Here is a 23140-nt window from a genome sequence, read left to right on the forward strand (position 1 = left end):
GCATTCATGTTTATTTTTTGCCGATTGCGACTCGCCAAATTTCTGGTCCTTCTTCCAAGTACTCCCAAGTAAATTGGTCTGGACGTTCCATCATAAACTGATAATGCAACGGACGCGGATCATGGTCATTCGTTAATTCCATCACTTCACCTGGTTTTAAGCTATCGAATAAGCGAAAGATCGCAGGATGTCTCTCTCGCGGTTCATAATCAGGCGCATAAATTTTTGCGGCAAATTTACTCATAATTGTTGCCTCCTTTATAGTATAATGAATTATATATACATCATAATCGCTTTTTTCGTTTGTCGTAGTGATGAACATCACACCTTGCGAATGATCATTTTCAATCGCTTATGAAAGGAGAAATGATGGTTGGAAGAGCTTGTTGGCTTTTGTTCGCAGTGCGGCAAACCGATTCATTGTTTTCATGGTTTCTTAAACGGCGTCATTTGCGACGAAAAAGAAACATTATACTGTTTTCAATGTCACGAGAAAAAAGAAAAAATGCAGAAAACCTAACAATAAACAAGATAGAAAGCGCTATCATAGAAAGATAAAAAGAATCACAGCGATTTGTGCTGTGATTCTTTTTTGTTTATTCTTCTTTTGTCAGATCGACGACCGGAAGCGCTTCTCCCTCGCCGTGTGTCGGTTTACGCAAATGGAATAGCGCTTTTACGCTGAACCCCATAATCACGATGACACCAATTAAGAAAATCGTATCTGGAACAGCACGGATCAGATTCAAGTTTTGCACAATATCTTGTTGTAAAAACTCTGGAGAGCGAGATGCCCAATAGCCTTTTTCAAAAGCTTCTTTAATTTGCAGAATGCCGACTGGCAACAACGTCACTGCAATCATCCCTGCAAGCCCGATATTGAGCATCCAGCATGCAAATTTTAATAATTTATCGTTCCATGCTTCCGGCTTGACAATATTGCGCAGCGAATACAGCAACACTGCGATGCCAAACATGCCGTAAACCCCCATCATTGCTCCATGGCCGTGAGCTGGCGTTAAAAATTGTCCGTGTTCGAAGTAGCTGACTGCCGGCAAGTTGATTAAAAACCCAAGCACGCCAGCTCCAACTAAATTCCAAATCGCAGTAGAAATCAAGAACCAGAATGTCGATTTATAAGGGAAGTTAACTCCGCCGTCGCGCATCATTTTATATTGTTCATATGCTTCTAAAATAAGCAATGTAAGCGGAATGACTTCGAGCGCCGAGAAAACGGCGCCAAGCGCAATCCATATTTCCGCCGAACCGTTGTAATAATAGTGGTGACCAATTCCGATGACCCCGCTGCCAAGCAAAATCGTAAATTGGAAATATAATGCTCTTACTGTAGATTTTTTTGTAACAAGTCTCAATTGCACTAACAAAAAGCCGATCACAACAACCGCAAACACTTCGAAAATTCCTTCTACCCACAAATGGATAATCCACCAGCGCCAGAAATCTGCCATTGTAAAGTTCGTGTCTGGTTTCATAAAGAACGCAAAGATGTAAAAGAACGGCACTGCAATCGCCGAGTAGAACAATAAGTGAATCAATCCGCCTTTATCGCTCTCCCGCTTTAATCCGCTCTTAATACCGCGAAAGACGATAAACAGCCAAATGAGCATGCCCACTACCAGGATGATTTGCCAAATGCGGCCAAGCTCAATGTACTCCCATCCTTGATGGCCAAGCAAGAACCAGCTGTTCCCTAAATATCCGTTCACACCGAGCCATTGACCGATCATGCTGCCGCCGACAAGAACAACGAGCGCCCAGAACAAAATATCAACGAGAAGCCCTTGTTTTTTCGGTTCATGTCCGCCGACAAGCGGTGCGATAAAAATCCCCATACCTAACCATGATGTTGCAATCCAAAAAATTGCTAGTTGCAAATGGTAGCCTTTCACAATGTTAAACGGCAATAAATCGTGAATCCATTTGATGCCGAAAAAGCTGTCTGGTTCTACATAATAATGGGCAAGCAACGCGCCAAACATCGTTTGAACGAAAAACAGCACAGCGACAATCGCAAAGTATTTTCCTGATTTCACTTGCGAAGGGGTTAATGGCTGCTTGCGCAAATCGATAACTGGAAACTGTCCTTCTTTATATGCTTCTTGCATGCTCAATTGATAACGATAGAAGAAGTACAAAATAATCGCAACAAATAAAATTAAGATGGTCACACTTGCACCGCTCCACCACATGGCGGAAAACGTCATTGTATTTCCTGCATCTTCGTAATAAGGCCAGTTGTTGGTGTACGTAATATTGTCACCGATACGCGGAGTGCTTGATAACCAAGCTGTCCAGAAGAAGAAATCGGCAATTTGCTGAATTTGATCGCTGTCCGCAACCCAAGCGCGATTTGTTTTTGGCATATCCGATTCTTTAATCAACCCTTTTTGCAAGCCCCAACCATCACCGTTTGTAAATACATCGCGGTAATAGTCACGAACTTTTTGAAGCCCATATACTTGTGCATCTGTTAACACAAGCACATCGGTAACTGGGTTGTAGCGATTTTTCCGTATTTCTTTAATGACTTTATCTCGAATGATTGTTTTTTCATCTTTGGATAATTGCGAGAACGATTTACCATATAGTTCTTTTGCTTTATACTCTTGCATTCCTTCCGTGTAAATCTTCAATGCCTCTGCTGTATAATCCGGCCCCATGTAAGAACCATGTCCAAGCACTGTACCGTAATCCATTAATCCGTATTTCTGGAACACGGACTGCCCACCGATAATTGTTTCTTTCGTCATTAATACGTCGCCGCTTTCGCTTCGGACCTCTTTCGGTCTTGGCGCCATTTCTTTAAAAATCCAGTATCCGCCGACAAGCAGGACGGTAAAGCTGATTAAAATCGTAAAAATTAATATTGATTTAAGGAAACTATTTTGTGTCCGCCGTTCGGGACGTAAAGACGGACGGACTGATGGGTTCACTTCCATCTATCCTCAACCTCCTAATCTTTGATTCGTCCCCATTGTAACGCTGCAAAAATAAAAAATATGTGAGTCATGACAAACGCATACTATGATTTATGTCACAGCTCGCATATGAAGTAACTCATAAAATGGTAGTATAGAAATAACAGAAAGCTTGTGGTTCCTTTATTCTTGTCAAAGGGAACTCCACTTAGCGAAAGCCACATTTTTGTGAAATTTATGTAAGGAGATGGAATAATGACAAATGATTGGCTGAAAGAGAGACTAAAAAATGTTCCGCTTTTTCGCGAGTTATCCGATCATGAACTGGAGTCGCTCGTATCGATTTCCCATGTACGCGTTTATAAACCGCGGACATTTGTTTTTATGCAAGGGGATCCGTTAGAACGCGTCTATTTCATTCATTCCGGAACGGTAAAAATTTATAAAACCGATATAAGCGGCAAAGAACAAATTGTTTCGATTTTGCAGTCAGGCGAAATGTTTCCACATACCGGTTTTTTCTTAAAAGGTTCGTACCCTGCGCACGCGGAAGTCATCGACGAAGCGACGTTAATTGCGATCCCAATCGCTGACTTCGAACAAACGTTAATTTGCTATCCAGAGGTATGCATTAAATTATTTCGCGTCATGGGCGAAAAAATCGTTGACTTGCAAAAACGTTTAGAAGAACAAATTCTTCATAACACATATGAACAAATTATTATGCTTCTGTTGCGCTTAACAAAAACAAATGCGGTACCGCAAGGGAAATTTTACCGTTTGACTGCTCATGTGACGAATCGAGAGCTTGCCAACATGATCGGCACCTCACGGGAAACGGTAAGCCGAACGCTTAGCCAATTAAAGCGAAAAGGATTGATTGATATTAATGAAGATGGATTTTACCTTATTGATAAAGAAGGATTGGAAAAAGAAATCTTTTTCTAATGGATGTGATAAAAATCACAACGCTTGAAAATGAAAATTACTATCATAAAAAACAAAGGAGGGATTTCATTGGGAAAGATTGTAGAGTTGGATGTCCGCGAAGATTTACAAAAGAAAATCGAACCGTTTGAAAAAATTATGAACACAATTAAACCGCTTCAAGCGGGGGATACGTTTATTCTGCATGCGCCGTTTAAACCGATTCCGCTTTTTCCGATTATGAAAGCAAAAGGATTTACGTATGAAGCGGAACAGATTGGGAAAAAACATTGGAAAGTCACGTTCGTAAAACAGGGGGGAGAACGATGATTCTTGACAATCGCGGGTTAGAGCCGCCGCAACCAATGATGAGAACATTGGCGGCGTTAGGGAAACTGCAGCCTGGAGAAACGTTAACCATCATTAACGACCGCCGCCCGATGTTTTTATACGAACAACTTGATGAGCTTGGCTGTGAACTACCCCCACTTAATTTTCTAGCGAAAATTTGAAGTGGGGGCTTCCAAAGAAGTTTGACTGCTTCAAGCAATCCTTATTCTTTGAGGCGTGTCCACTTCGCCGCTAGAGCATAAGACACTCAGGTCTACAGCTTTACTTTTCTTTAAGATGTTTAATGCGCCATTGACATCAGCATTAATTAGTTTGCCAGACTTTGTTCGATACAAGCCGCGCTTAATACGTTTGCCGCTGAACTTATATTCTTTTGGATTGTCGGCATTATATTCAGGAATCTCATCGCCGTCAAAAAAGCTGGCTTGAGACGTATATGATTCTTCCTGTTTCAAGAATTCAATGCCGTAAAATTTACAAAGATATTCTAGTTTTTCTTTTATGTTACCGAGAGGAATATTGACAAAGTTTTGATTTGTCTTTTTTCCTAGATTAATATTGCGTTGCCATGTTTCCGCATAGCCAATGACAAGTTTGCCAATTTGATTTTCAATACAGTAGTTAATGATGTAACGGCAAGTCTTGTTGATATAATCATTCACTTTATTATTGCGATTCATAGCAAGCAAAGCTTGTTTACGGGTTGTACCTTTGATTTTTTGCTTATCTTTAATGCTTTGAAGTCTGGCATTTTCTTTGTTAAACCATTGATTAATACTTTTTAATCTCCGCCCATCAATGATGAACGATCTGCCGTCTGATGTGACACAAGTGGCAAGATTATTCACTCCTAAATCAATCGCCAGTGCTTTTTGGTCATTTAATTCTCTTTGATCTTCAGGCATTTCATATTTGTACTGAATCTCAAAGAACCTGGCATGATGTTTAGGAATGATTTCAATCTGCTTAATCTTTTTGTCCAGTAACACAGGCGGAATCGTTATCGTGATAGGCTTGTGAGTCTTTTTAAATAGGCGAGAATACGGTATCGTAAATTTGTTGCCGTCTATACGAATTTGACCAATGATTAGTGAATGAAAGCCATCTTTTTTAAGATATTTTGGGATACTGATAGCCTTGTAGTCATATTTGCCTTGTTTGGCTAGTTTTACTAAGCCAAAGAAAGATTTAAAAGCCTCATTAACCTTTTTTAAAATTTGCTGTGCCATGTTGCTGTTTAACAGCTTATAGTTTTCGTTCGTTTTGGCAAGATGATAGTTTTTCTCATAATTAAGAAATTCCTTGTGTTCAAAATAGTATTGTCTGACATTGTACAATCCGACGTTGTACATGTTCTTGGCAATATGGCACAGTTCTCGAAGAGTCAAGTATTCTTCTTTGGTCAAACCATTTAGCTGTTGTTTGATACAAAAATACATTTTTTCACCTCCCATCTAACTATATTATACTATATTTTCACCTCCCATCTAACTATATTATACTATATTTTACTGAATCTATCCTATTTTCAGCAAAATATAATTAAGGCGAGAGTCAGTCAAGACTTTGTGGGAACTTTTTTGATTCCTGAAAACAGATGTAAGTCATAGGTCAGCGAACCATTTTTTTGAATTTCATCCGTAAGCGCTTTCGGACTCTCATCCCTTGCCATGACAGACCGATATGTATACCTTTTTTTACCATCCCTTGAGTTCAGACAGGGCATGATAGATCGGTGTCCCGGACGATTGCTGTAAATATGGCACGTTATTCCGCGTGATCTCCGGCCAAAGACGGCGGACGCGTTGTTTCGCCTTGTTCACGATCGTCTGTTTGGTGGATGCCGTCGACGCCGTTTCCTCCGCCGGCTGCGACGATTCTTCTCCTAAACGACGTCCGAAAAGACGAATCCCATCCATCCGGGCAATCATTGCCTTGAAAAACGCCCTGAGTCCCTTGTCTGTCCAACTGCGGCGGTATTTCACCCGATACGCCAACTGGCTCATCACGCTTTCAGCCCTCCCCATCGGATACATGCCCGTTGTGTCCACTCCTTGCTCCTTCAGCCATTCCCGGTAATCACGGATGCATCCCGGCATCGATTCGATCCGGTGGATCAAGGCAGCCAGCTGTTGTTCTTTCGCTTCGTCCCCCAGCGTGCCGAGGGCGCTGTTCCGTTCCACAAGCAGCCCCTCTTCATCCTGCTTCGCCAGCTTTTGCCGAATCGCCTGCCACCGTGGATGGCCCGAGAGGCATTGGCGCAACTCACGCGCCACGTGGAATCGATCCAATTGGAAGCAGACCCGTCCCTTGAAATACTCCCGACACGCGGTAATCCATGGAGCGCCGTCCCCGTTGATGACAAGAAGATCCCGACACGGATCATAGGCATATTCGTTCATCAAAAATTCCTCGAAGCCTTCCCACACCTCCCTCTTGCCCTCATGGACGTAATGGCGCTGGTTCACGAATTCGATCCGTGAGCCGTTGCGCTTCCACCCTTCGTGAACGGTCAGGATTTTGTCTTCCTTGGCCCGTTTTCCCTTCCCTTGGCGAGAGACAAACAGTCCATCGGCCTCCACAAACAGCACCCGTCCATATCGCTGGTCAACCGGGCAGTGCAGCGGAACTTCGGCCTCGAGCACCAACTGGCGGATCGCCTCATGGCTCATCACCGGATACCCGACCATCTGAGCAAGCGTACGAGCCGCTTTGCGATAGGAAGAGCACTCCACCGCCAATCCCACCGCCGTTTCTTCTAGACAAGGGCTGATTGACTGCGATCCATCAAACGCTAAAAAGGAATCAAGCAAAAACGTGTAACGGTTTTGTTCCCGGTCTAAATAGTAGTTCCGCTCAAAGGTAACTTCGCCAAACAGGGTTTGAATCGTGGTGCGTCGTTTGTCTTTCAAGTGGTATCGGCGCTTGTCTCGATTCTCTGCCAATTGCCGGTCGATGTCCTCCAACAGAGCCGTAAACAGCTCGGCGAAGGCGTTTTGCAAGGCTCGAAACAAATCAAGTTCGATCTCTTTCCATGACAACGAATTTGTGATAAGATGTTGTTGAATATTCATGGGACTCTCTCCTCCTGTTTGATAGTGTGGTCAATGAATATCTTACCAGGGAGAGAGTCCTTTTTTCATGTTTCCTGCTTGGGATCCTACCGCGCTTTGCTTGGTGGCCCCGATGAGGTGGGTTGCGAACCTACGTTCCCAACCCCCTCATCGGGGAATTCTAAGAATTTCTCCCACAAACATTTTACTCACACTTAAGGCGATTCATCTCCCACTTACTCCGCTTCGCTTCGTTGAAGTGGGAGTCTTCTCGCCTAATTAAGATAAAAAGGAGGCTATAATCATGGATATTCGCGAATTGGTACTTCAGCAGCTTCGAACGGTTATTGACCCAGAACTGGGGATCAATGTCGTGGATTTAGGGTTAATTTATGATTTGCAAATTAATGATGGAAACATATATATTTTAATGACGCTTACGACACCGGGCTGCCCGCTTCACGACTCCATCGTCGGCGGTGTGAAACGTGCGCTCGAACATATCGATGGAATCCGCGATGTACAAGTACAAATTACATGGAATCCGCCTTGGACTCCGGAACGAATGAGTGAAGAAGCGCTGCGGCAATTAGGGCATTTTTCATAACTTTTTTGGGAAAATGTCCCGTCCGCTTTTACCCCTCCGATAATGTTGTAACGGCTATGCCATAAGCATAGCCGTTTTTTTCTTACACATGTTTCGTAAACCATTTCACCGTTTCTAAAAACGCTTCCCTTGTCACTTTATGCCCTGCCGTATCATCGGAAATAAACTTCAAATTTTCTTCTTTTCCTTGATAAAGCGGTTTTATTTGTTCATAAAACTCATATGTATAAGAATAAGGGACAACTTGGTCGCACTTTCCATGCCAAATAAGAAGCGGACGGCCCGCTAATTTCTCCGGCTGTCTAGAAAGGTCATATTTCATTAATCGCGCCTTTTCCCGCTTTAGTTGTTCATCGGAAAGCGGAATCGCCACTCCCATTTTTTTGCCTGTTTCAATTAAGGCGTCAAAAAATGCTTCATACATTGGATTTCCCATCAGCGAAACGGCCGCTTTAATCCATGGATACTCGGCAAGTGCGCCAAATGTGACAATCCCCCCCATCGATGTACCGGCAAGTCCTATCCGATCCGGCTGAATGAGATTGCGAAGTTCTAATTCCTCTTTGATTTTTTTAATTTCCGTAATCGTACGCGTCACAATATTCCAGAACGCCAATTGCAGCTCACGCTCAGATAAAGACGAATCTCGTTCACCGTGATGCAGCACATCCGGCAAAATCACGCGGTATCCCGCCTCGGCAAGCAAGTACCCAAAGTGCAAATTATGTTCTTTTGCACTTGTAAATCCATGAATAAACAAAATAAACGGCAATCGTTCTTCCCGCTTTTCTTTTTTTACGACATGAAGCACAGGCACTTGGGCAACGGTTTCTTTTTCAATGATGACCATAATCTCAAAACTCCTTCATTCTTTTTTCTATAGTGTAACATGTAGACAAGAATTTTGGAAAAGAGTTACACTATATTAGAAAAGAGCCAAAAAAAAAACAAAATGATGATAAAAATAGTAGTGACCTTAAAATCATGATCGTATATACTTTAAAAAAACAATGTAAAGGGAGTTATTATGAAACAATATTTAATTGCGTTGGATTTAGATGGTACGTTATTAAAAGATGACAAAACGATTTCCCCATTTACTAAAGAAATGATTTTGCGCGCAAAAGAAGAAGGGCATCTTGTCGTGATTGCAACTGGAAGACCTTATCGCGCCAGCAAAATGTACTATGAAGAGATTGGACTCACAACGCCAATTGTCAACTTTAACGGGGCGTTCGTCCATCACCCTGCCGACCATTCATGGGGGATCCGTCATTTTCCGCTTCCGCTCCAAACCGTAAAAGACATCATTGAAGTAAGTGAAACGTACTCGATTAAAAATATTTTAGCCGAAGTGATGGACGATGTATACTTTCATGAACATGATGAAATACTGCTAGATATTGTCCGGCTTGGCAACCCGGCCATCGAAATCGGCGACTTGCGCTATGCATTAAAAGATGATCCAACGAGCATTCTTATTCATACAGACAAACAACATGCCGACCAAATACAGTCGTACTTATCTGATGTTCATGCGAACGTATTGCATCACCGGCGCTGGACCGAGCCATGGCATATGATTGAAATCGTTCGCGCCGGCGTTCATAAAGCGTTTGGCCTCAAGCAAATCGCTGATTATTTCCATATCCCTAGAGAACGGGTCATCGCTTTTGGAGACGAAGATAACGATTTAGAAATGATCGAATGGGCAGGTCATGGCATCGCGATGGGCAACGCGATTGAGCCCCTCAAACAAATCGCCAACGATGTGACTGCAACGAATGAAGAAGATGGCATCGGTATTTATTTAAAATCAATGTTAAAGCTGTAACGAATTGCCTTATTACAATCCCCCCTATACGGTTACACTATCCATGACGCAATACTGCGTCTTTATTTTTTCAAGGGGGGAATACGTCTTGGGTAAACGAAATAAATCGAAACGCTTCATTCAACAAAGCGTCGATGCGGTAGAAAAACATGACGAACGAATCCCTTACCACATGACATACGCTGAAGCGGAAGAGCGCAAAATGCAAAAAGCGTTTGAAACGTCGCTTGGAGGCGAATAACGATGGGCAATCGATTGTTTCAAGAAGCGCGCAAAGCGGTCATGCAGGCAAAACAAGCAGCAAACGGCCAAGCGGATATCGACTTGGATCGCGCGATCGCCATAGCAAAAAACGCCTTATCTTCTGCCTATGCTCATTCCAGCTTGGCAGAAAAAGCGCAGTTGCGTCAATTCCAGGAAGAACTTGATCAACTCACTCAGTAAGGTTGCGGCCGAGCGCCGCAACCTTTTTATAGGAAAGAAAAATTGTCTTTTTTCATCATAATCGCTACACTAAAAATATATCTTATCTTAACTTTATAAGAGGTGGATGCAGTGTCGATTCAAATTATTACGGACAGTGGCAGCGATCTCCCATATTCTTATTTGCAGAAGCATAACATCGCGTTTCTGCCGCTTCTTGTCCATTTCAATGGCGAAGAATATGAAGACTTTATTACCATTGAACCAAAACAAGTATATGACGCGATGCGCAACGGACAAATCGTGAAAACGGCGCAATCGAATCCGCTAAAAATGAAAGAACTATTTACCAAGTACGCAAAAGAAAACCGCCCTTGTCTATATATCGCGTTTTCCTCGCAATTATCTGGTACATATCAAACCGCGATGGCGATTCGCAGCGAAGTGCTTGAAGAATACCCTGAGTTTCAGCTAACGATTATCGATTCGAAGTGCGCGTCGCTCGGACAAGGACTTGTAGTGATGAAAGCGGCGGAACTCGCAGAAAAAGGAATGCCGTACAACCTATTATGCGAAACGATTGTTTCTTACTGCCGCCATATGGAACATATTTTTACGGTTGACAATTTAGAATTTTTGGCGCGCGGCGGGCGAATTAGCAAAACCGCGGCAATGGTCGGCGGCCTTTTAAACATTAAGCCGCTTCTCCATGTCGAAGACGGCAAACTTATTCCGCTGGAGAAATTACGCGGCCGCAAAAAAGTGTTAAAGCGCATGGTCGAAATCATGGGCGAACGCGGCGACGATTTGCAAAAACAAGTGATCGGCATCAGCCACGGCGACGACGAAGAAGCCGCATTGGAATTAAAGCAGCTTATTGAAAAAACATATGGCTGCACGCGCTTTTTCATCACCGAAATCGGCGGCGCGATCGGCGCGCACGCCGGTCCAGGCACGTTGGCACTCTTCTTCTTAAATAAGCAAATCGAAGCGAAGCATAAAGTCGCTTATTTCGGAAAAACTACTGGCGTATAACTCACATAAAGGAGTGCAGCATGGTATGTCACATACAAGCGATAACGATAAAAAAGCACGAGACAACAACGCGAAACGCCATGAAAAAAACATGTTGCGCGAAAAAAACCGCCAGGCTGGGAAATTTGCGTACTCGAAGAAGACGGATCATTTATAAAATTCGGCTGTCCTTTTATACTGGACAGCCTCTTTTCTTTGCCGAGAAGACCCCCACCTCTAAGCGAAGCGTAGGTGGAGGATGAATCGGCATTTTTTGTTTTTTTAGTAATTTTAATAGTTGAAAAGCGTTCTTCTTCTGTCATAAATGAACGGAGGGGCTTGGGGCCTTTGAACAACAACAGACAAAGGAAACAAAAATCCCCACTTCCACCGGCCTTAGCCGGTAAGTGGGGATAGTTCAATTTCATTCCATCCGAAACTTCACCATCACCTCATGCAGTTCATCCGTCAATTGTCTTAGTTTCGTTACTTTCTCCACCATTTTTTCAAACGCTGTCAGCTGTTCAGCCATCGAAGCGGCAATTTCTTCACTGCCGGCCGCCGACTGTTCGACGACGGCGCTGATGCTTTCCACATTTTGCAATACTTTCTCCTCTAATTGTTTCGATGTGAACGGAGGCGGACGGCTTCACGGCGTGAACCCCTTTTTCGAATCCCGCCGCAAATTTACGAATCAATGGCACATCCGCCCCACCGATAAACCCGAGGCGGTTTGTTTTTGTCACAAGCGCCGCCAACACTCCGGCAAGAAAGCTTCCTTCATCTTCTTTAAACGCAATCGATGTCACGTTTGGCAAATCAGAAACAGAGTCAACTAAAATAAAACGCTGCTTTGGATATTGTTTCGCCACTTTTTCCAAATCCTCTTGCACCATGAAGCCAAGACCGATGACGATATCATTGCCATCTTCCACAAGTTCTTTTAACCCTTGTTCATACGTTTTCGTGTCTTTTAATTCCCGGTAATCAAAAATAATGCCAAGTTCATCCCTAGCCTTCATTAACCCGCGAAACGCCGAATCGCTAAACGATTGATCCCCAAGTCCGACATCTGACAACATAATCCCGACTTTGATCCTGTCTTTCTTTGCCGCTGTTTCTTTCGTCGAACAGCCGGACATCATCATAAACATAGCCAATAGCGCGATAACAAGATGCCATATACGTCTTTGCTGTTTCATTGGTTCGTCCCCTTCTTTTCATGGTGTCCATTATTGTTTATCGGCACGGTTTGGTATTTGTTAAGTTTTATGGCAGAAAAAAAGCAAAGCCGGACTGGCTTCGCCCTCTTCATTCCTTCTTATACGTCCATCCATCTTTTTGATATACTTTGTCTTCTTTCATTAATCGTCCTAATGCTCGTTTAAAGGCGGCCTTGCTCATATGAAAGCGCGCTTGGATATCATCGGGATCGCTTTTGTCGTGGTATGGCATCGCCCCGCCGCGGCTTTCTAAGTACGTATAAATGGCTGCCGCATCTTCGTCGATGCTTTCATGCTTGCGCGGCAGTAAGGAGACATTGACCGTCCCATCCTCTTTGACGGCGATAATCCGCCCTTCCACCACTTCACCAAGGCGCGGCGCGTTTCGCCACTGGGATTCATGGACAAATCCAAGGTAGCCGACATCAGAGATAAGAAACGCTCCCACCTTAATCACGCGGTAGACGCGCCCGCGAATGTTTTGATTGAACGCTGATTCCGGCGCTTTTACGGCGATTTGTTTCATCGTGTCATCATCCGCTAGTTTAGCAAGCAGCCGTCCGCGTTTATCCGTTTTTAGCGAACAATATAATTGATCCCCTCGCTTCGGCCATTGCGAGCGAAGCGGCGGCAAATCATCGATGGACACGAGCATATCTTTGGAAATGCCAATATCAACAAAAACACCCAATTTCGGAACGATGTCGACCACTTCAACCCAGTCGTATTTGTGGTTCGTAATTTTCGGCATTTTCATGGTAGCGCACAGCTGTCCGTCGTGGTCATGATATAAAAATACCGTTGCCTCGTCGTCGACCGCAAGCGTTGTATTCGCTTCTCTTTTATGCAGCATCACTTCCTCCGTGCCGTTCGTCAAAAAGCAGCCAAACGGCATTTCCCGTTTTACCGTTAATGTCATAATTTCTCCAGGAATTAATCGTTTCATTGCAATCTCTTCCTTTGTCTATATTTTCACGCTTATTATTTCCCACTCCAATGGACAATTCTGCATAAAACACAGTTTTTCCCATCATCACAAGAGCACCTCCACGTCGTTCGGCTTCCCCTCCTTTTCTTGTTGTGTTCCTTGCCACATTTTACTATAATAAAATAAAAAATGCTGGAGGTTGTGTATGTCGAAAGAAAGTTCCTTTGATATTGTATCGAAAGTCGACTTATCGGAAGTCACCAATGCGATCAACATCGCACTGAAAGAAATTAAAAACCGCTATGACTTTAAAGGCAGCAAAAGCGACATTTCGCTAGACAAAGACGAACTCATCCTTATTTCCGACGATGAATTTAAATTGGAACAGCTCAAGGACGTGCTAATTGGCAAGCTCATTAGACGAGGCGTGCCGACGAAAAACATTCAATACGGCAAAATTGAGCCGGCTGCTGGAGGAACGGTGCGCCAGCGCGCCAAACTTGTGCAAGGCATCGATAAAGAAAACGCGAAAAAAATCAATACGATCATTAAAAACACTGGCCTGAAAGTGAAAAGCCAAGTACAGGACGATCAAATCCGCGTCAGCGGCAAAAGCAAAGATGACTTGCAAAAGGTCATCGCTGCGATTCGCGAAGCGGACTTGCCGATTGATGTGCAATTTGTCAATTATCGATAAAAACGTGATGCTACGGGCATTAAACGCCCGTAGCATCTTTTTTCATGCTCTTTTCCTCTATTTTCGCATTAAGTTTTAGAAGCAATTATTCAAAGAAAAAACCTAACCCAACAATACTAGACATAATGATCAACAAAGCAACAAAGGCAATCGGAAGAATGTCCCGCACAAATTGCCCTTCCTGTCCAGACTGGTTCGTGATGGCGGCCGCTAAAGCGATTCTCGATGGAGATGCCATGGTCATGTTCGAGGCGGAGACGTTTTGTGCGGTGGCATATAATAGTGCGGGACTATGTAATTGCTCAGCCATCGTGCTTTGAAAATGGGAAAACATGGCGTTAGCCGCGCTGTTGCTGCCGCTCATAAATCCGCTGATCGCACCGATGAGCGGAGAAGCGATGATAAACCACGAACCTACTAACGCGGCAATATTGGCGGCCAGGAAATTCGTCATTCCCGATCCTTCCATCACGCTCGACATCGCGATAAAACCCGTTGTTGCTATTACGGCGGGATATACTTGTTTGATGGTTTTTCCTGCACAGGTTTTTAGTTGAACGCTAGTTAGCCGATATAGCCATATCGCTGTCAGCGAAGCGAGGAACAGGGCAAAACCTGGGCTATACAACAGCTCCAACCGAAAATGATATTCCGGCCATTGAATAACGAGGATGCTTGTAACTATTCTCTTACATGCAGCAGAGAAATGGGAAACGAATATATATATCGTTAAAACGGCATATGGTACCATTGCCTTCCAAAAGTTTCCCCTCCCAATAACTACATGCGTCGTAGCGGCCTTGCCCCTCTTTTGGCTGATTAACGGCTTTAGTTTCCAATAGGCAATGAGCAAAAAAGAGGCAGCTCCTCCCGCCAATACGCCCGCCAGTTCGGTAGATATATACACGCTGGAAGCCCATGTCACAAATGACAGCACGAACGAAACGATAATAATGGAATCAAAATATTGTCTTATCGACTTTTTGCCGCCGCTAATGGCCACAATAATAACCGCATAAAAAAGAAAAAGCGGCATACTTACTATCGCGCTATACTCCCCCAATTGATGCAAAGGAACTCCCGATAACTCCGCATTAATGACCGTACCGATGGCAAGCGCTCCCCACGGCACGGCCGACTGCGTCAATAACGATAACATCATTGTCTTCGTCGCTGAAAATCCTAGCGAAAGATATAATGGGGCAGCAATCACCACAGCAATGCCAAATCCGCTGACCGCTTCTAGAAAAGGACCTAAAGCGGCAGAAATAAGCAGCCCCTGTTCTGCTTTTGAGCGGCAAAAGCGTGATAAACCGTAGGACATCATATTCATCGCTCCGCTTTCATTTAGCAAGTTGTATAAAAGCAGCCCAAACACTAATACATAAATAACCGTACCGGACAACAATATGCCGCGAATAGAGGAATGAAGCAAATCCTGCACCGATGCATCAAAAGAAAAAAAAGCCAATACGAAAGCCAATCCATACGAATAGACAGCGGTGTACATCGCCGGCATTTTCAGCCAAACCAAGCAAATAAGAGCGAATAAAATAGGTAACCCTGCTAATAAGAAATGAATCGCATCATGCATGGAACATTCCCCCTCCCCTTTTATCCACTATAGTGGATATATATATTATTCTCTACAGAAAAACTATAAGTCAAGACAAAATTTCCACTATAGTGTAATATATAATGAGAGGTGAAAGACAGTCATGAATTTTGGAAAAAACGTGCGAGAAGCGAGAAAGCGTAAATCTCTTTCACTCCAGGCATTATCGGAGCGCTGCGGGGTTAGCCGTTCGATGTTATCGCAAATCGAGAGAGGAGAAAAAAATCCAACGATTCAAGTAGCTTGCCAGATCGCTGAAGGGTTAGATATGACTCTTTCACAATTATTAGGGGAAGATGAGCAAAGCGAAGTCATTATCATTAGAAAAGATGAACGATATGTATATAAAGACGAACGGAGCGGCTTTGAGCGGCATCTTTTATCCCCTTCTTTTCCATCAAAAGGAATTGAGTTTGTTTTCAATCGGATTCCGCCAAAACAAGAGTCCGGTATTTTTCCAAAGCATAAAAAAGGAGTAAAAGAGTATATATCTGTAGCTAAAGGTAAGTTAAGGGTCGTGCTCGGAACCCAGTCATATGACCTCGAAGAAGGAGATTCGATGTACTACGAAGCTGATATGGAACATCGTTTCATCAATATCGGGGAGAATGAATGCCACTACTACCTAGTCATTGATTCCAATCATATACGTTCACTATAGTGAACAACACTACTTTTTAAGCATTATGCTTTTTTCTATTGAGGATAGAATATTTTCTTGAAAACGATTCCATTATATTGAATATTTTCAGAAAATGCTTTACATTATATATTAATTATATCGTTGAAGCGTTTGACTATAACTTCATAGCGAATTTCTTATCAAGAGAGGGGGAGGGACTGGCCCGATGAACTCTCAGCAACCTGGCGGAAGTCAAGGTGCTAAATCCAGACAGGCGAAACGCCTGGAAGATAAGAAGAGACGATACATAAAAAGTCTTCTTCTTATAGAAGGCTTTTTTCTTTTACTATCTTCATAGAACGGGGGAATGAGCGTGGGGCTTTTGCAAGACTTAAAAGAACGCATCCTTATCGCCGATGGAGCGATGGGAACGCTATTATACTCGCACGGCGTCGACCGATGTTTTGAAGAACTAAATTTATCAAAACCGGAAGACATCATTCATATTCATGAGGCATATATCGCTGCAGGCGCAGAAGTGATTCAAACAAACACATATGGCGCGAATTATGTGAAACTTGCCCGCTACGGATTGGAAGATGAAGTGCCATCGATTAACCGGGCGGCGGTACGGCTGGCAAAACAAGCGGCCAAAAATAACGCCTATGTGCTTGGAACGATCGGCGGATTACGGAGCATCAATAAAAGCGCCGTTTCCATCGAAGAGGTAAAGCGGACGTTTCGCGAGCAATTGTTTGTGCTGTTAAATGAGGATGTCGACGGCTTGTTGCTCGAGACGTATTACGATTTAGAAGAATTAGAGACGGTTCTTGCGATCGCGCGCAAAGAAACGGATAAGCCGATTATCGCGCACGTCTCCCTCCATGAAGTCGGCGTCTTGCAAGACGGCACTCCCCTTTCTGAAGCGTTGGCGCGCTTGGAGCAGTTGGGAGCCGATGTCATCGGTCTAAATTGCCGTCTCGGTCCATATCATATGATTCGTTCACTCGAGGAAGTACCGCTGCCGAAAAAAGCGTTTCTTTCCGCGTATCCGAACGCAAGCTTGCCGGATTATCGCGACGGACGGCTTATCTATGAAACAAACACCGATTATTTTAAAGAAACAGCGCTTGCCTTCCGTGAGCAAGGCGTGCGCCTGATTGGCGGGTGCTGCGGCACGACGCCGAAACATATCGAAGCGATAGCAAACGCCTTAACCGATCGGACACCGATTACAGAAAAAGTCGTTAAACAACGTCATGTTCCGATTTCTATCCAAACAAACGAACCAAATGCCGCCCCGCCGCTGCAGGATATCGTACGTAAGCGGCGCTCGGTGATCGTCGAGCTTGATCCGCCGAAAAAATTAGGGATCGCGAAATTTTTAGAAGGCGCCAAAGCGCTGAAAGAAGCGAACATTGATGCGTTGACATTGGCCGATAACTCGCTGGCAACTCCACGAATCAGCAACATGGCGCTCGGCTCCATCGTCAAAGAGCAGCTCGGCATCCGCCCGCTTATTCATATTACATGCCGCGACCGCAATTTAATCGGCTTGCAGTCGCACCTGATGGGCTTGCATACGCTCGGCATCACCGATGTGCTCGCCATTACCGGAGACCCATCGAAAATCGGCGATTTTCCTGGTGCTACATCCGTCTATGATTTATCTTCCTTTGATTTAATCCGGCTCATTCGCCAATTTAACGAAGGGCTTTCGTATTCCGGAAAACCGCTCGGGCAAAAAACAAACTTCTCGATTGCCGCGGCCTTTAACCCGAACGTCCGTCATTTAGATAAGGCTGTAGAGCGTCTGGAGAAAAAAATTCAATGCGGCGCCCATTATTTTATCACCCAGCCACTTTATTCCGAGCGGCAAATCGAAGAGGTGTATGAAGCGACGAAGCATCTTGAGACGCCGATTTACATCGGCATTATGCCGCTAGTGAGCGCGCGCAACGCCGATTTCCTTCATCACGAAGTGCCGGGAATTACTCTTTCTGATGAAATCCGCTCCCGCATGGCGGCATGCGCGAACAACCCCGTGCAATCTGCGCGCGAAGGAATCGCAATTGCCAAATCGCTCATTGACGCCGCCTTTGACTTGTTTAACGGCATCTACTTAATTACGCCGTTTTTGCGCTATGAAATGACCGTCGAACTCGTTCGCTACATTCATGAAAAGGAACAAGCCGCACAAGAAAGGAAGGTACTCCATGGGTAACATCACACTTGAGCAACAGCTCGAAAAAAAAATATTAATTATTGACGGCGCAATGGGAACGATGATTCAAAGCGCGAAGCTCTCGGCCGACGATTTCGGCGGAGAAGCATACGAAGGATGCAACGAATATTTGACGCTCACCGCCCCTCATGTGATCGAGCGCATTCATGAAGCATATTTGCAGGCGGGAGCGGATATTATCGAAACAAACACGTTCGGTGCGACAAACGTTGTATTAGATGAATATCATCTTGGCCATTTAGCGCTAGAGTTAAATATCGAATCCGCCAAGCTTGCCCGCAAAGCCGCCGACGCCTACTCTACTCCCGAATGGCCGCGCTTTGTCGCTGGTTCGATGGGGCCGACGACAAAAACGTTATCCGTCACAGGAGGCATTACGTTCGAACAATTAGTTGCCGCTTACGAAGAACAGGCGCGTGGACTATTGCTTGGCGGAGTCGACTTACTTTTATTAGAAACGTGCCAAGACACCTTAAACGTCAAAGCCGGCTTTATCGGCATTTCCAAGGCGTTTGAAGCGGTCGGAAAAAAAGTGCCGATTATGATTTCCGGGACGATTGAACCAATGGGAACAACATTAGCAGGACAAACGATTGAATCGTTTTTCATCTCCGTCCAGCATATGAAGCCGTTCGCGGTCGGATTAAACTGCGCGACCGGCCCCGAGTTTATGACCGACCATTTGCGCGCGCTCGCTTCCTTGGCGAACACTGCTGTAAGCTGCTATCCGAACGCCGGGCTTCCGGATGAAGAAGGATGCTATCACGAGACACCGGAGATGTTAGCGAAAAAAATCCGACGATTCGCTGAAAAAGGATGGATTAACATCGTCGGCGGCTGTTGCGGAACAACCCCGGAACATATTCGCGCCATCGCCGAAGCGGTCCGGGACATTCCACCGCGGCCAATTCCGAAATCTTTTGACGTTCATGCCGTCTCCGGCATCGATCCGCTTATTTACGATGAAACAATGCGTCCGCTGTTTGTCGGCGAGCGCACAAACGTAATCGGTTCGCGCAAATTTAAACGGCTCATCGCCGAAGGAAAATATGAAGAAGCGGCGGAAATTGCCCGCGCGCAAGTAAAAAACGGCGCGCACGTCATCGATATTTGCTTAGCCGACCCGGACCGCAACGAACAAGAAGATATGGAAAAGTTTATCCAACAAGTTGTAAAAAAAGTAAAAGTGCCGCTTGTCATTGATTCGACGGATGAACGCGTTATTGAACGCGCTCTCACTTATTCACAAGGGAAAGCAATCATTAACTCGATTAACTTGGAAGACGGCGAAGAACGGTTTGAAAAAGTCATTCCTCTCCTTCACAAATATGGTGCTGCCGTCGTTGTCGGCACGATTGATGAACAAGGAATGGCTATTCATGCCGAACGGAAGCTGGAAATCGCCTTGCGTTCGTATGACCTGCTTGTCAACAAATACGGGATATCCCCTCATGACATTATTTTCGATCCGCTCGTGTTCCCGGTCGGCACCGGCGATGAACAATACATCGGCTCCGCTAAAGAAACGATCGAAGGCATCCGTCTCATTAAAGAACGGCTTCCGCAATGTTTAACAATACTTGGCATCAGCAATGTCTCGTTCGGGCTTCCGCCGGTCGGGCGGGAAATTTTAAACTCCGTCTTTTTGTACCATTGCACGCAGGCCGGGCTCGATTACGCGATCGTCAACACGGAAAAATTGGAGCGATTCGCTTCGATTCCGGAAGAAGAAGTGCGGTTGGCTGAAGAACTGCTGTTTAACACGAACGAGGAAACGTTAAATGCCTTTATCCAATTTTACCGCGATAAAACGAAAGAACCGAAAAAAATAAAAACCGAGCTTAGCCTTGAAGAGCGGCTCGCGGGCTATGTCGTCGAAGGCACGAAGGAAGGATTGTTCGCCGATTTAGAACAGGCACTGCAAGTTTATCCTGACCCGCTTGACATCATTAACGGACCGCTGATGGAGGGGATGGATGAAGTTGGGCGGCTGTTTAATGACAATCAGCTCATTGTTGCCGAAGTATTGCAAAGCGCGGAAGTGATGAAAGCAGCGGTCGCCTTTTTAGAACCATATATGGAGAAAAAGGAAAACAGTACAAAAGGAAAAGTGCTTCTCGCCACCGTCAAAGGCGATGTGCATGACATCGGCAAAAACTTGGTCGACATTATTTTAAGCAACAACGGCTTTCACGTCATCGACCTAGGCATTAAAGTGGCGCCGCAGCAGCTCATTGAAGCCGTTCAAGCCGAAAAACCGGATATTATCGGTTTATCAGGGCTTCTTGTCAAATCTGCCCAGCAAATGGTCGTCACCGCGCAAGATTTGCGGCAAGCGGGCATTTCGACGCCGATTTTAGTCGGCGGTGCGGCATTATCGCGTAAATTCACGGAAAACAAAATCGCTCCGGAATACGATGGAATCGTATTATACGCAAAAGACGCCATGGAAGGACTGGCGCTGGCAAATCAGCTGCAGCAAAACGAAATCGAATATACAAAAACAAAAAAGCAAGAAACGGAAACAGAAAAAACGACACCAACGGCTATTGCGGCAAAGTCGAACGTCTCAACCGACGTTCCCGTGTTTGTGCCAACAGATTTAGAACGCCATATATTGAAAGATATTTCGCTTTCGCATATTATTCCATACGTCAACTGGCAAATGGTATTAGGACATCACCTTGGGTTAAAAGGAAAAGTAAAACGGCTGCTTGAGGAAAAAGATGAAAAAGCGCTTATGTTAAAGCAAGTCGTCGATGACCTGCTTGACGAGGCCCAGCGCAACAACTGGATTACGCCAGCGGCGGTATATCAATTTTTCCCGGCGCAAAGTGAAGGAAACCGGATTTACATTTACTCGCCAAAAGACAAACGGACCATTATCGAAACATTTGAATTTCCAAGACAGCCAAGAGAGCCATACCTTTGTTTAGCTGATTACTTGAAATCTACAGAAAGCGGACAAATCGACTATGTGGGATTTTTCGCCGTCACCGCCGGAAAAGGCATTCGCGAACTTTCGCAGCGATGGAAAGAAAGCGGCGAATTTTTAAAAAGTCATGCGATTCAAGCGCTGGCGCTCGAAATCGCCGAAGGATTAGCGGAGCTCATCCACCAAGTCATGCGCGACCGCTGGGGCTTTCCGGATGATCCGGATTTCACGATGGAACAGCGCTTTGCCGCGAAATATCAAGGACAGCGTTTCTCGTTTGGCTACCCTGCTTGCCCGAACTTGGAAGACCAAGAAAAGCTCTTCCGTCTATTGAACCCAGAAGAAATCGGCATCCATTTAACGGACGGATATATGATGGAGCCGGAAGCTTCCGTTTCCGCGATTGTCTTTGCCCATCCAGAAGCGCGCTATTTCAATGTGTTATAAAAAGCTGGCCCGATGTGGCCAGCTTTTTTATGCAATGTAGTCATCAATGATTATTTGCCAACATTACATATTTTCCTGCCCATATCCCATACTAACGATGACAAACGATGCACAGGGAGGAATGGACAATGGTCACAAAACAACATGCAACACTGCCGCCGCAGCACCAAAACCGCCAGCCAGGTCTGCAAACAGAAATGAACCCGCAGCCTGTTTCCGTGAGTGAACAATACAAAGCAAGCGGGAAATTACATAATAAAGTTGCCATTATTAGCGGCGGCGACAGCGGCATCGGCCGGGCGGTCGCCATCCATTTCGCAAAAGAAGGTGCGGATGTAGCGATTATTTATTTAAACGAACAGGAAGATGCGGAAGAAACGAAGCGCCAAGTCGAACAAGAAGGAAGAAAATGCTTACTGATTGCCGGCGATGTCGGTGATGAACAGTTTTGCAAACAAGCGGTCAAACAAACCGTGGACCAATTTGGCAAACTAGACATTGTCGTCAACAACGCCGCGGAACAGCATCCGCAAAAAAGCTTGCTTAACATTACCTCGCAGCAGCTGGAAAAAACGTTCCGCACCAACGTCTTCGGCTACTTTTATTTGACGAAAGCGGCGCTCCCCTACTTGCAAAAAGGAAGTTCGATTATTAATACCGCATCCATCACCGCCTACGAAGGCAATGAGCAATTAATTGATTATTCCGCAACGAAAGGAGCGATCGTCGCCTTTACGCGCTCTTTGGCGAAATCTCTCGCCGGGCAAGGCATCCGCGTCAACGGCGTCGCCCCAGGACCGATTTGGACGCCGCTTATACCATCAACATTCACAAGCGATCAAGTCGCCACTTTCGGCTCCAACACTCCGATGAAACGGCCGGGCCAGCCGAGTGAAGTGGCTCCAAGCTATGTATTTTTAGCAAGCGATGAGGCATCCTATATTACGGGGCAAATGATACATGTGAATGGCGGGAAGATTGTAAATGGATAAGAATTATTAAAACGCACTTTAAACTATTAGCGAATAACACGTTATTTCATTGTTGTTGATAATTTTTCTAAATATTAATATTTTCGACAAACATTTTCGACAGCTTTTTGAACTTGTCGTACTGTAGCTTTATATAAAAAGCAGAATTTCTTATGATAATTTACGAGCGGAAGGAAAAGTGAAAACAATTATTGAAACACAACCTCTTGAAAAAATTAACGAAGTGTTTGACAGAATGCTAAAAGGACAAATTAACGGGCGCGTAGTTTTAACGCTTGAATAAGACGG

At 44.7% G+C, this 23140-nt stretch carries 23 protein-coding genes, 2 pseudogenes and 1 riboswitch; of the genes and pseudogenes, 16 read left to right on the forward strand and 9 right to left on the reverse strand.

Annotated features, from left to right (window positions below; translation table 11 throughout):
• Window positions 1-10: 10 nt before the first annotated feature.
• The gene (locus FNL97_RS13780; RefSeq protein WP_143415983.1) at window positions 11-244 is read right to left on the reverse strand and encodes a DUF2249 domain-containing protein; all 234 of its coding nucleotides are present in this window, start codon (window positions 242-244) and stop codon (window positions 11-13) included.
• 129 nt (window positions 245-373) lie between these two features.
• Between FNL97_RS13780 and FNL97_RS18070 the strand changes: the two genes are divergently transcribed.
• Complete coding sequence (locus FNL97_RS18070) at window positions 374-520, forward strand: hypothetical protein (protein ID WP_172713582.1); 147 nt, start codon at window positions 374-376, stop codon at window positions 518-520.
• A 76-nt stretch (window positions 521-596) separates the two neighbouring features.
• On the opposite strand, the gene FNL97_RS13785 is transcribed toward FNL97_RS18070, so the two are convergent.
• A complete protein-coding gene (locus FNL97_RS13785; protein WP_143415984.1) occupies window positions 597-2960 on the reverse strand; it encodes a nitric-oxide reductase large subunit in 2364 nt (787 codons plus the stop codon).
• Window positions 2961-3194: 234 nt separating this feature from the next.
• Between FNL97_RS13785 and FNL97_RS13790 the strand changes: the two genes are divergently transcribed.
• From FNL97_RS13790 to FNL97_RS13800, 3 genes are all read left to right on the forward strand, one after another.
• Window positions 3195-3887, forward strand: coding sequence for a Crp/Fnr family transcriptional regulator (locus tag FNL97_RS13790; protein ID WP_143415985.1), 693 nt, complete (start codon window positions 3195-3197; stop codon window positions 3885-3887).
• A gap of 69 nt (window positions 3888-3956) precedes the next feature.
• Window positions 3957-4196: a DUF2249 domain-containing protein gene (locus FNL97_RS13795; RefSeq protein WP_201030657.1), complete on the forward strand. Its 240-nt coding sequence runs from the start codon at window positions 3957-3959 to the stop codon at window positions 4194-4196.
• Window positions 4193-4378 carry a DUF2249 domain-containing protein gene (locus FNL97_RS13800; RefSeq protein ID WP_097354202.1) on the forward strand — a complete coding sequence of 62 codons (186 nt, stop codon included), beginning with the start codon at window positions 4193-4195 and terminating at the stop codon, window positions 4376-4378. Before FNL97_RS13795 ends, FNL97_RS13800 begins: the two co-directional genes overlap by 4 nt.
• A 30-nt stretch (window positions 4379-4408) precedes the next feature.
• On the opposite strand, the gene FNL97_RS13805 is transcribed toward FNL97_RS13800, so the two are convergent.
• Together FNL97_RS13805 and FNL97_RS13810 are read right to left on the reverse strand one after the other, a co-directional pair.
• Entirely contained in the window at window positions 4409-5656 is a 1248-nt protein-coding gene (locus FNL97_RS13805; protein WP_050367480.1) for an RNA-guided endonuclease InsQ/TnpB family protein, read from the reverse strand.
• 258 nt (window positions 5657-5914) lie between these two features.
• The gene (locus FNL97_RS13810; RefSeq protein WP_143415986.1) at window positions 5915-7291 is read right to left on the reverse strand and encodes an ISLre2-like element ISGsp4 family transposase; all 1377 of its coding nucleotides are present in this window, start codon (window positions 7289-7291) and stop codon (window positions 5915-5917) included.
• Between the two features lie 283 nt (window positions 7292-7574).
• On the opposite strand from FNL97_RS13810, the gene FNL97_RS13815 reads away from it, so the two are divergent.
• Window positions 7575-7877 carry a metal-sulfur cluster assembly factor gene (locus FNL97_RS13815; RefSeq protein ID WP_012749411.1) on the forward strand — a complete coding sequence of 101 codons (303 nt, stop codon included), beginning with the start codon at window positions 7575-7577 and terminating at the stop codon, window positions 7875-7877.
• 82 nt (window positions 7878-7959) lie between these two features.
• Here FNL97_RS13815 and yjfP read toward each other — a convergent pair whose 3' ends face one another.
• Window positions 7960-8727, reverse strand: coding sequence for an esterase (yjfP, locus tag FNL97_RS13820; RefSeq protein ID WP_012749410.1), 768 nt, complete (start codon window positions 8725-8727; stop codon window positions 7960-7962).
• A gap of 177 nt (window positions 8728-8904) precedes the next feature.
• Between yjfP and FNL97_RS13825 the strand changes: the two genes are divergently transcribed.
• The 5 genes from FNL97_RS13825 (at window position 8905) to FNL97_RS13840 (ending at window position 11326) form a co-directional block, all read left to right on the forward strand.
• The gene (locus FNL97_RS13825) at window positions 8905-9711 is read left to right on the forward strand and encodes a Cof-type HAD-IIB family hydrolase (protein WP_012749409.1); all 807 of its coding nucleotides are present in this window, start codon (window positions 8905-8907) and stop codon (window positions 9709-9711) included.
• Window positions 9712-9799: 88 nt separating this feature from the next.
• Window positions 9800-9952, forward strand: a complete 153-nt coding sequence (locus tag FNL97_RS18075; protein ID WP_012749408.1) for a hypothetical protein — start codon at window positions 9800-9802, stop codon at window positions 9950-9952.
• A gap of 2 nt (window positions 9953-9954) precedes the next feature.
• The gene (locus FNL97_RS13830; RefSeq protein ID WP_012749407.1) at window positions 9955-10155 is read left to right on the forward strand and encodes a DUF3813 domain-containing protein; all 201 of its coding nucleotides are present in this window, start codon (window positions 9955-9957) and stop codon (window positions 10153-10155) included.
• A 111-nt stretch (window positions 10156-10266) separates the two neighbouring features.
• Complete coding sequence (locus FNL97_RS13835; protein WP_143415987.1) at window positions 10267-11169, forward strand: DegV family protein; 903 nt, start codon at window positions 10267-10269, stop codon at window positions 11167-11169.
• Between the two features lie 25 nt (window positions 11170-11194).
• Entirely contained in the window at window positions 11195-11326 is a 132-nt protein-coding gene (locus tag FNL97_RS13840; RefSeq protein ID WP_012749405.1) for a DUF3941 domain-containing protein, read from the forward strand.
• A gap of 246 nt (window positions 11327-11572) precedes the next feature.
• Here the strand turns inward: FNL97_RS13840 and FNL97_RS13845 are convergent, their stop codons facing one another.
• The 3 genes and pseudogenes from FNL97_RS13845 to FNL97_RS13855 all read right to left on the reverse strand — a co-directional run bounded on the left by FNL97_RS13845 (window position 11573) and on the right by FNL97_RS13855 (window position 13317).
• A complete protein-coding gene (locus FNL97_RS13845; RefSeq protein WP_286173385.1) occupies window positions 11573-11743 on the reverse strand; it encodes a hypothetical protein in 171 nt (56 codons plus the stop codon).
• 37 nt (window positions 11744-11780) lie between these two features.
• Window positions 11781-12302: pseudogene (locus tag FNL97_RS13850) on the reverse strand (BMP family lipoprotein); the annotation flags it as partial.
• Between the two features lie 157 nt (window positions 12303-12459).
• Window positions 12460-13317, reverse strand: a complete 858-nt coding sequence (locus FNL97_RS13855) for a CvfB family protein (RefSeq protein WP_205729473.1) — start codon at window positions 13315-13317, stop codon at window positions 12460-12462.
• A 187-nt stretch (window positions 13318-13504) separates the two neighbouring features.
• On the opposite strand from FNL97_RS13855, the gene FNL97_RS13860 reads away from it, so the two are divergent.
• Window positions 13505-13996 (forward strand): YajQ family cyclic di-GMP-binding protein, encoded by a 492-nt coding sequence (locus FNL97_RS13860; protein WP_143415988.1) that lies wholly within the window; start codon window positions 13505-13507, stop codon window positions 13994-13996.
• 85 nt (window positions 13997-14081) lie between these two features.
• Here the strand turns inward: FNL97_RS13860 and FNL97_RS13865 are convergent, their stop codons facing one another.
• Entirely contained in the window at window positions 14082-15590 is a 1509-nt protein-coding gene (locus FNL97_RS13865) for an L-lactate permease (protein ID WP_143415989.1), read from the reverse strand.
• Window positions 15591-15714: 124 nt separating this feature from the next.
• Here FNL97_RS13865 and FNL97_RS13870 point away from each other — a divergent pair, with 124 nt between their 5' ends.
• The 5 genes and pseudogenes from FNL97_RS13870 to FNL97_RS13890 all read left to right on the forward strand — a co-directional run.
• Window positions 15715-16272, forward strand: coding sequence for a helix-turn-helix domain-containing protein (locus FNL97_RS13870; RefSeq protein WP_062677795.1), 558 nt, complete (start codon window positions 15715-15717; stop codon window positions 16270-16272).
• A gap of 155 nt (window positions 16273-16427) precedes the next feature.
• Window positions 16428-16530, forward strand: a riboswitch (SAM riboswitch).
• Window positions 16531-16606: 76 nt separating this feature from the next.
• Complete coding sequence (locus FNL97_RS13875) at window positions 16607-18457, forward strand: bifunctional homocysteine S-methyltransferase/methylenetetrahydrofolate reductase (RefSeq protein ID WP_143415990.1); 1851 nt, start codon at window positions 16607-16609, stop codon at window positions 18455-18457.
• Window positions 18450-21860: a methionine synthase gene (gene metH / locus FNL97_RS13880; protein WP_143415991.1), complete on the forward strand. Its 3411-nt coding sequence runs from the start codon at window positions 18450-18452 to the stop codon at window positions 21858-21860. Before FNL97_RS13875 ends, metH begins: the two co-directional genes overlap by 8 nt.
• A 128-nt stretch (window positions 21861-21988) precedes the next feature.
• Complete coding sequence (locus tag FNL97_RS13885; RefSeq protein ID WP_143415992.1) at window positions 21989-22852, forward strand: SDR family oxidoreductase; 864 nt, start codon at window positions 21989-21991, stop codon at window positions 22850-22852.
• Window positions 22853-23018: 166 nt separating this feature from the next.
• Window positions 23019-23135: pseudogene (locus tag FNL97_RS13890) on the forward strand (zinc-dependent alcohol dehydrogenase); the annotation flags it as partial.
• Window positions 23136-23140 lie beyond the last annotated feature (5 nt).

It is taken from the genome of Geobacillus sp. E263, from assembly GCF_007197795.1.
Classification (GTDB): Bacteria; Bacillota; Bacilli; order Bacillales; family Anoxybacillaceae; genus Parageobacillus_B; species Parageobacillus_B toebii.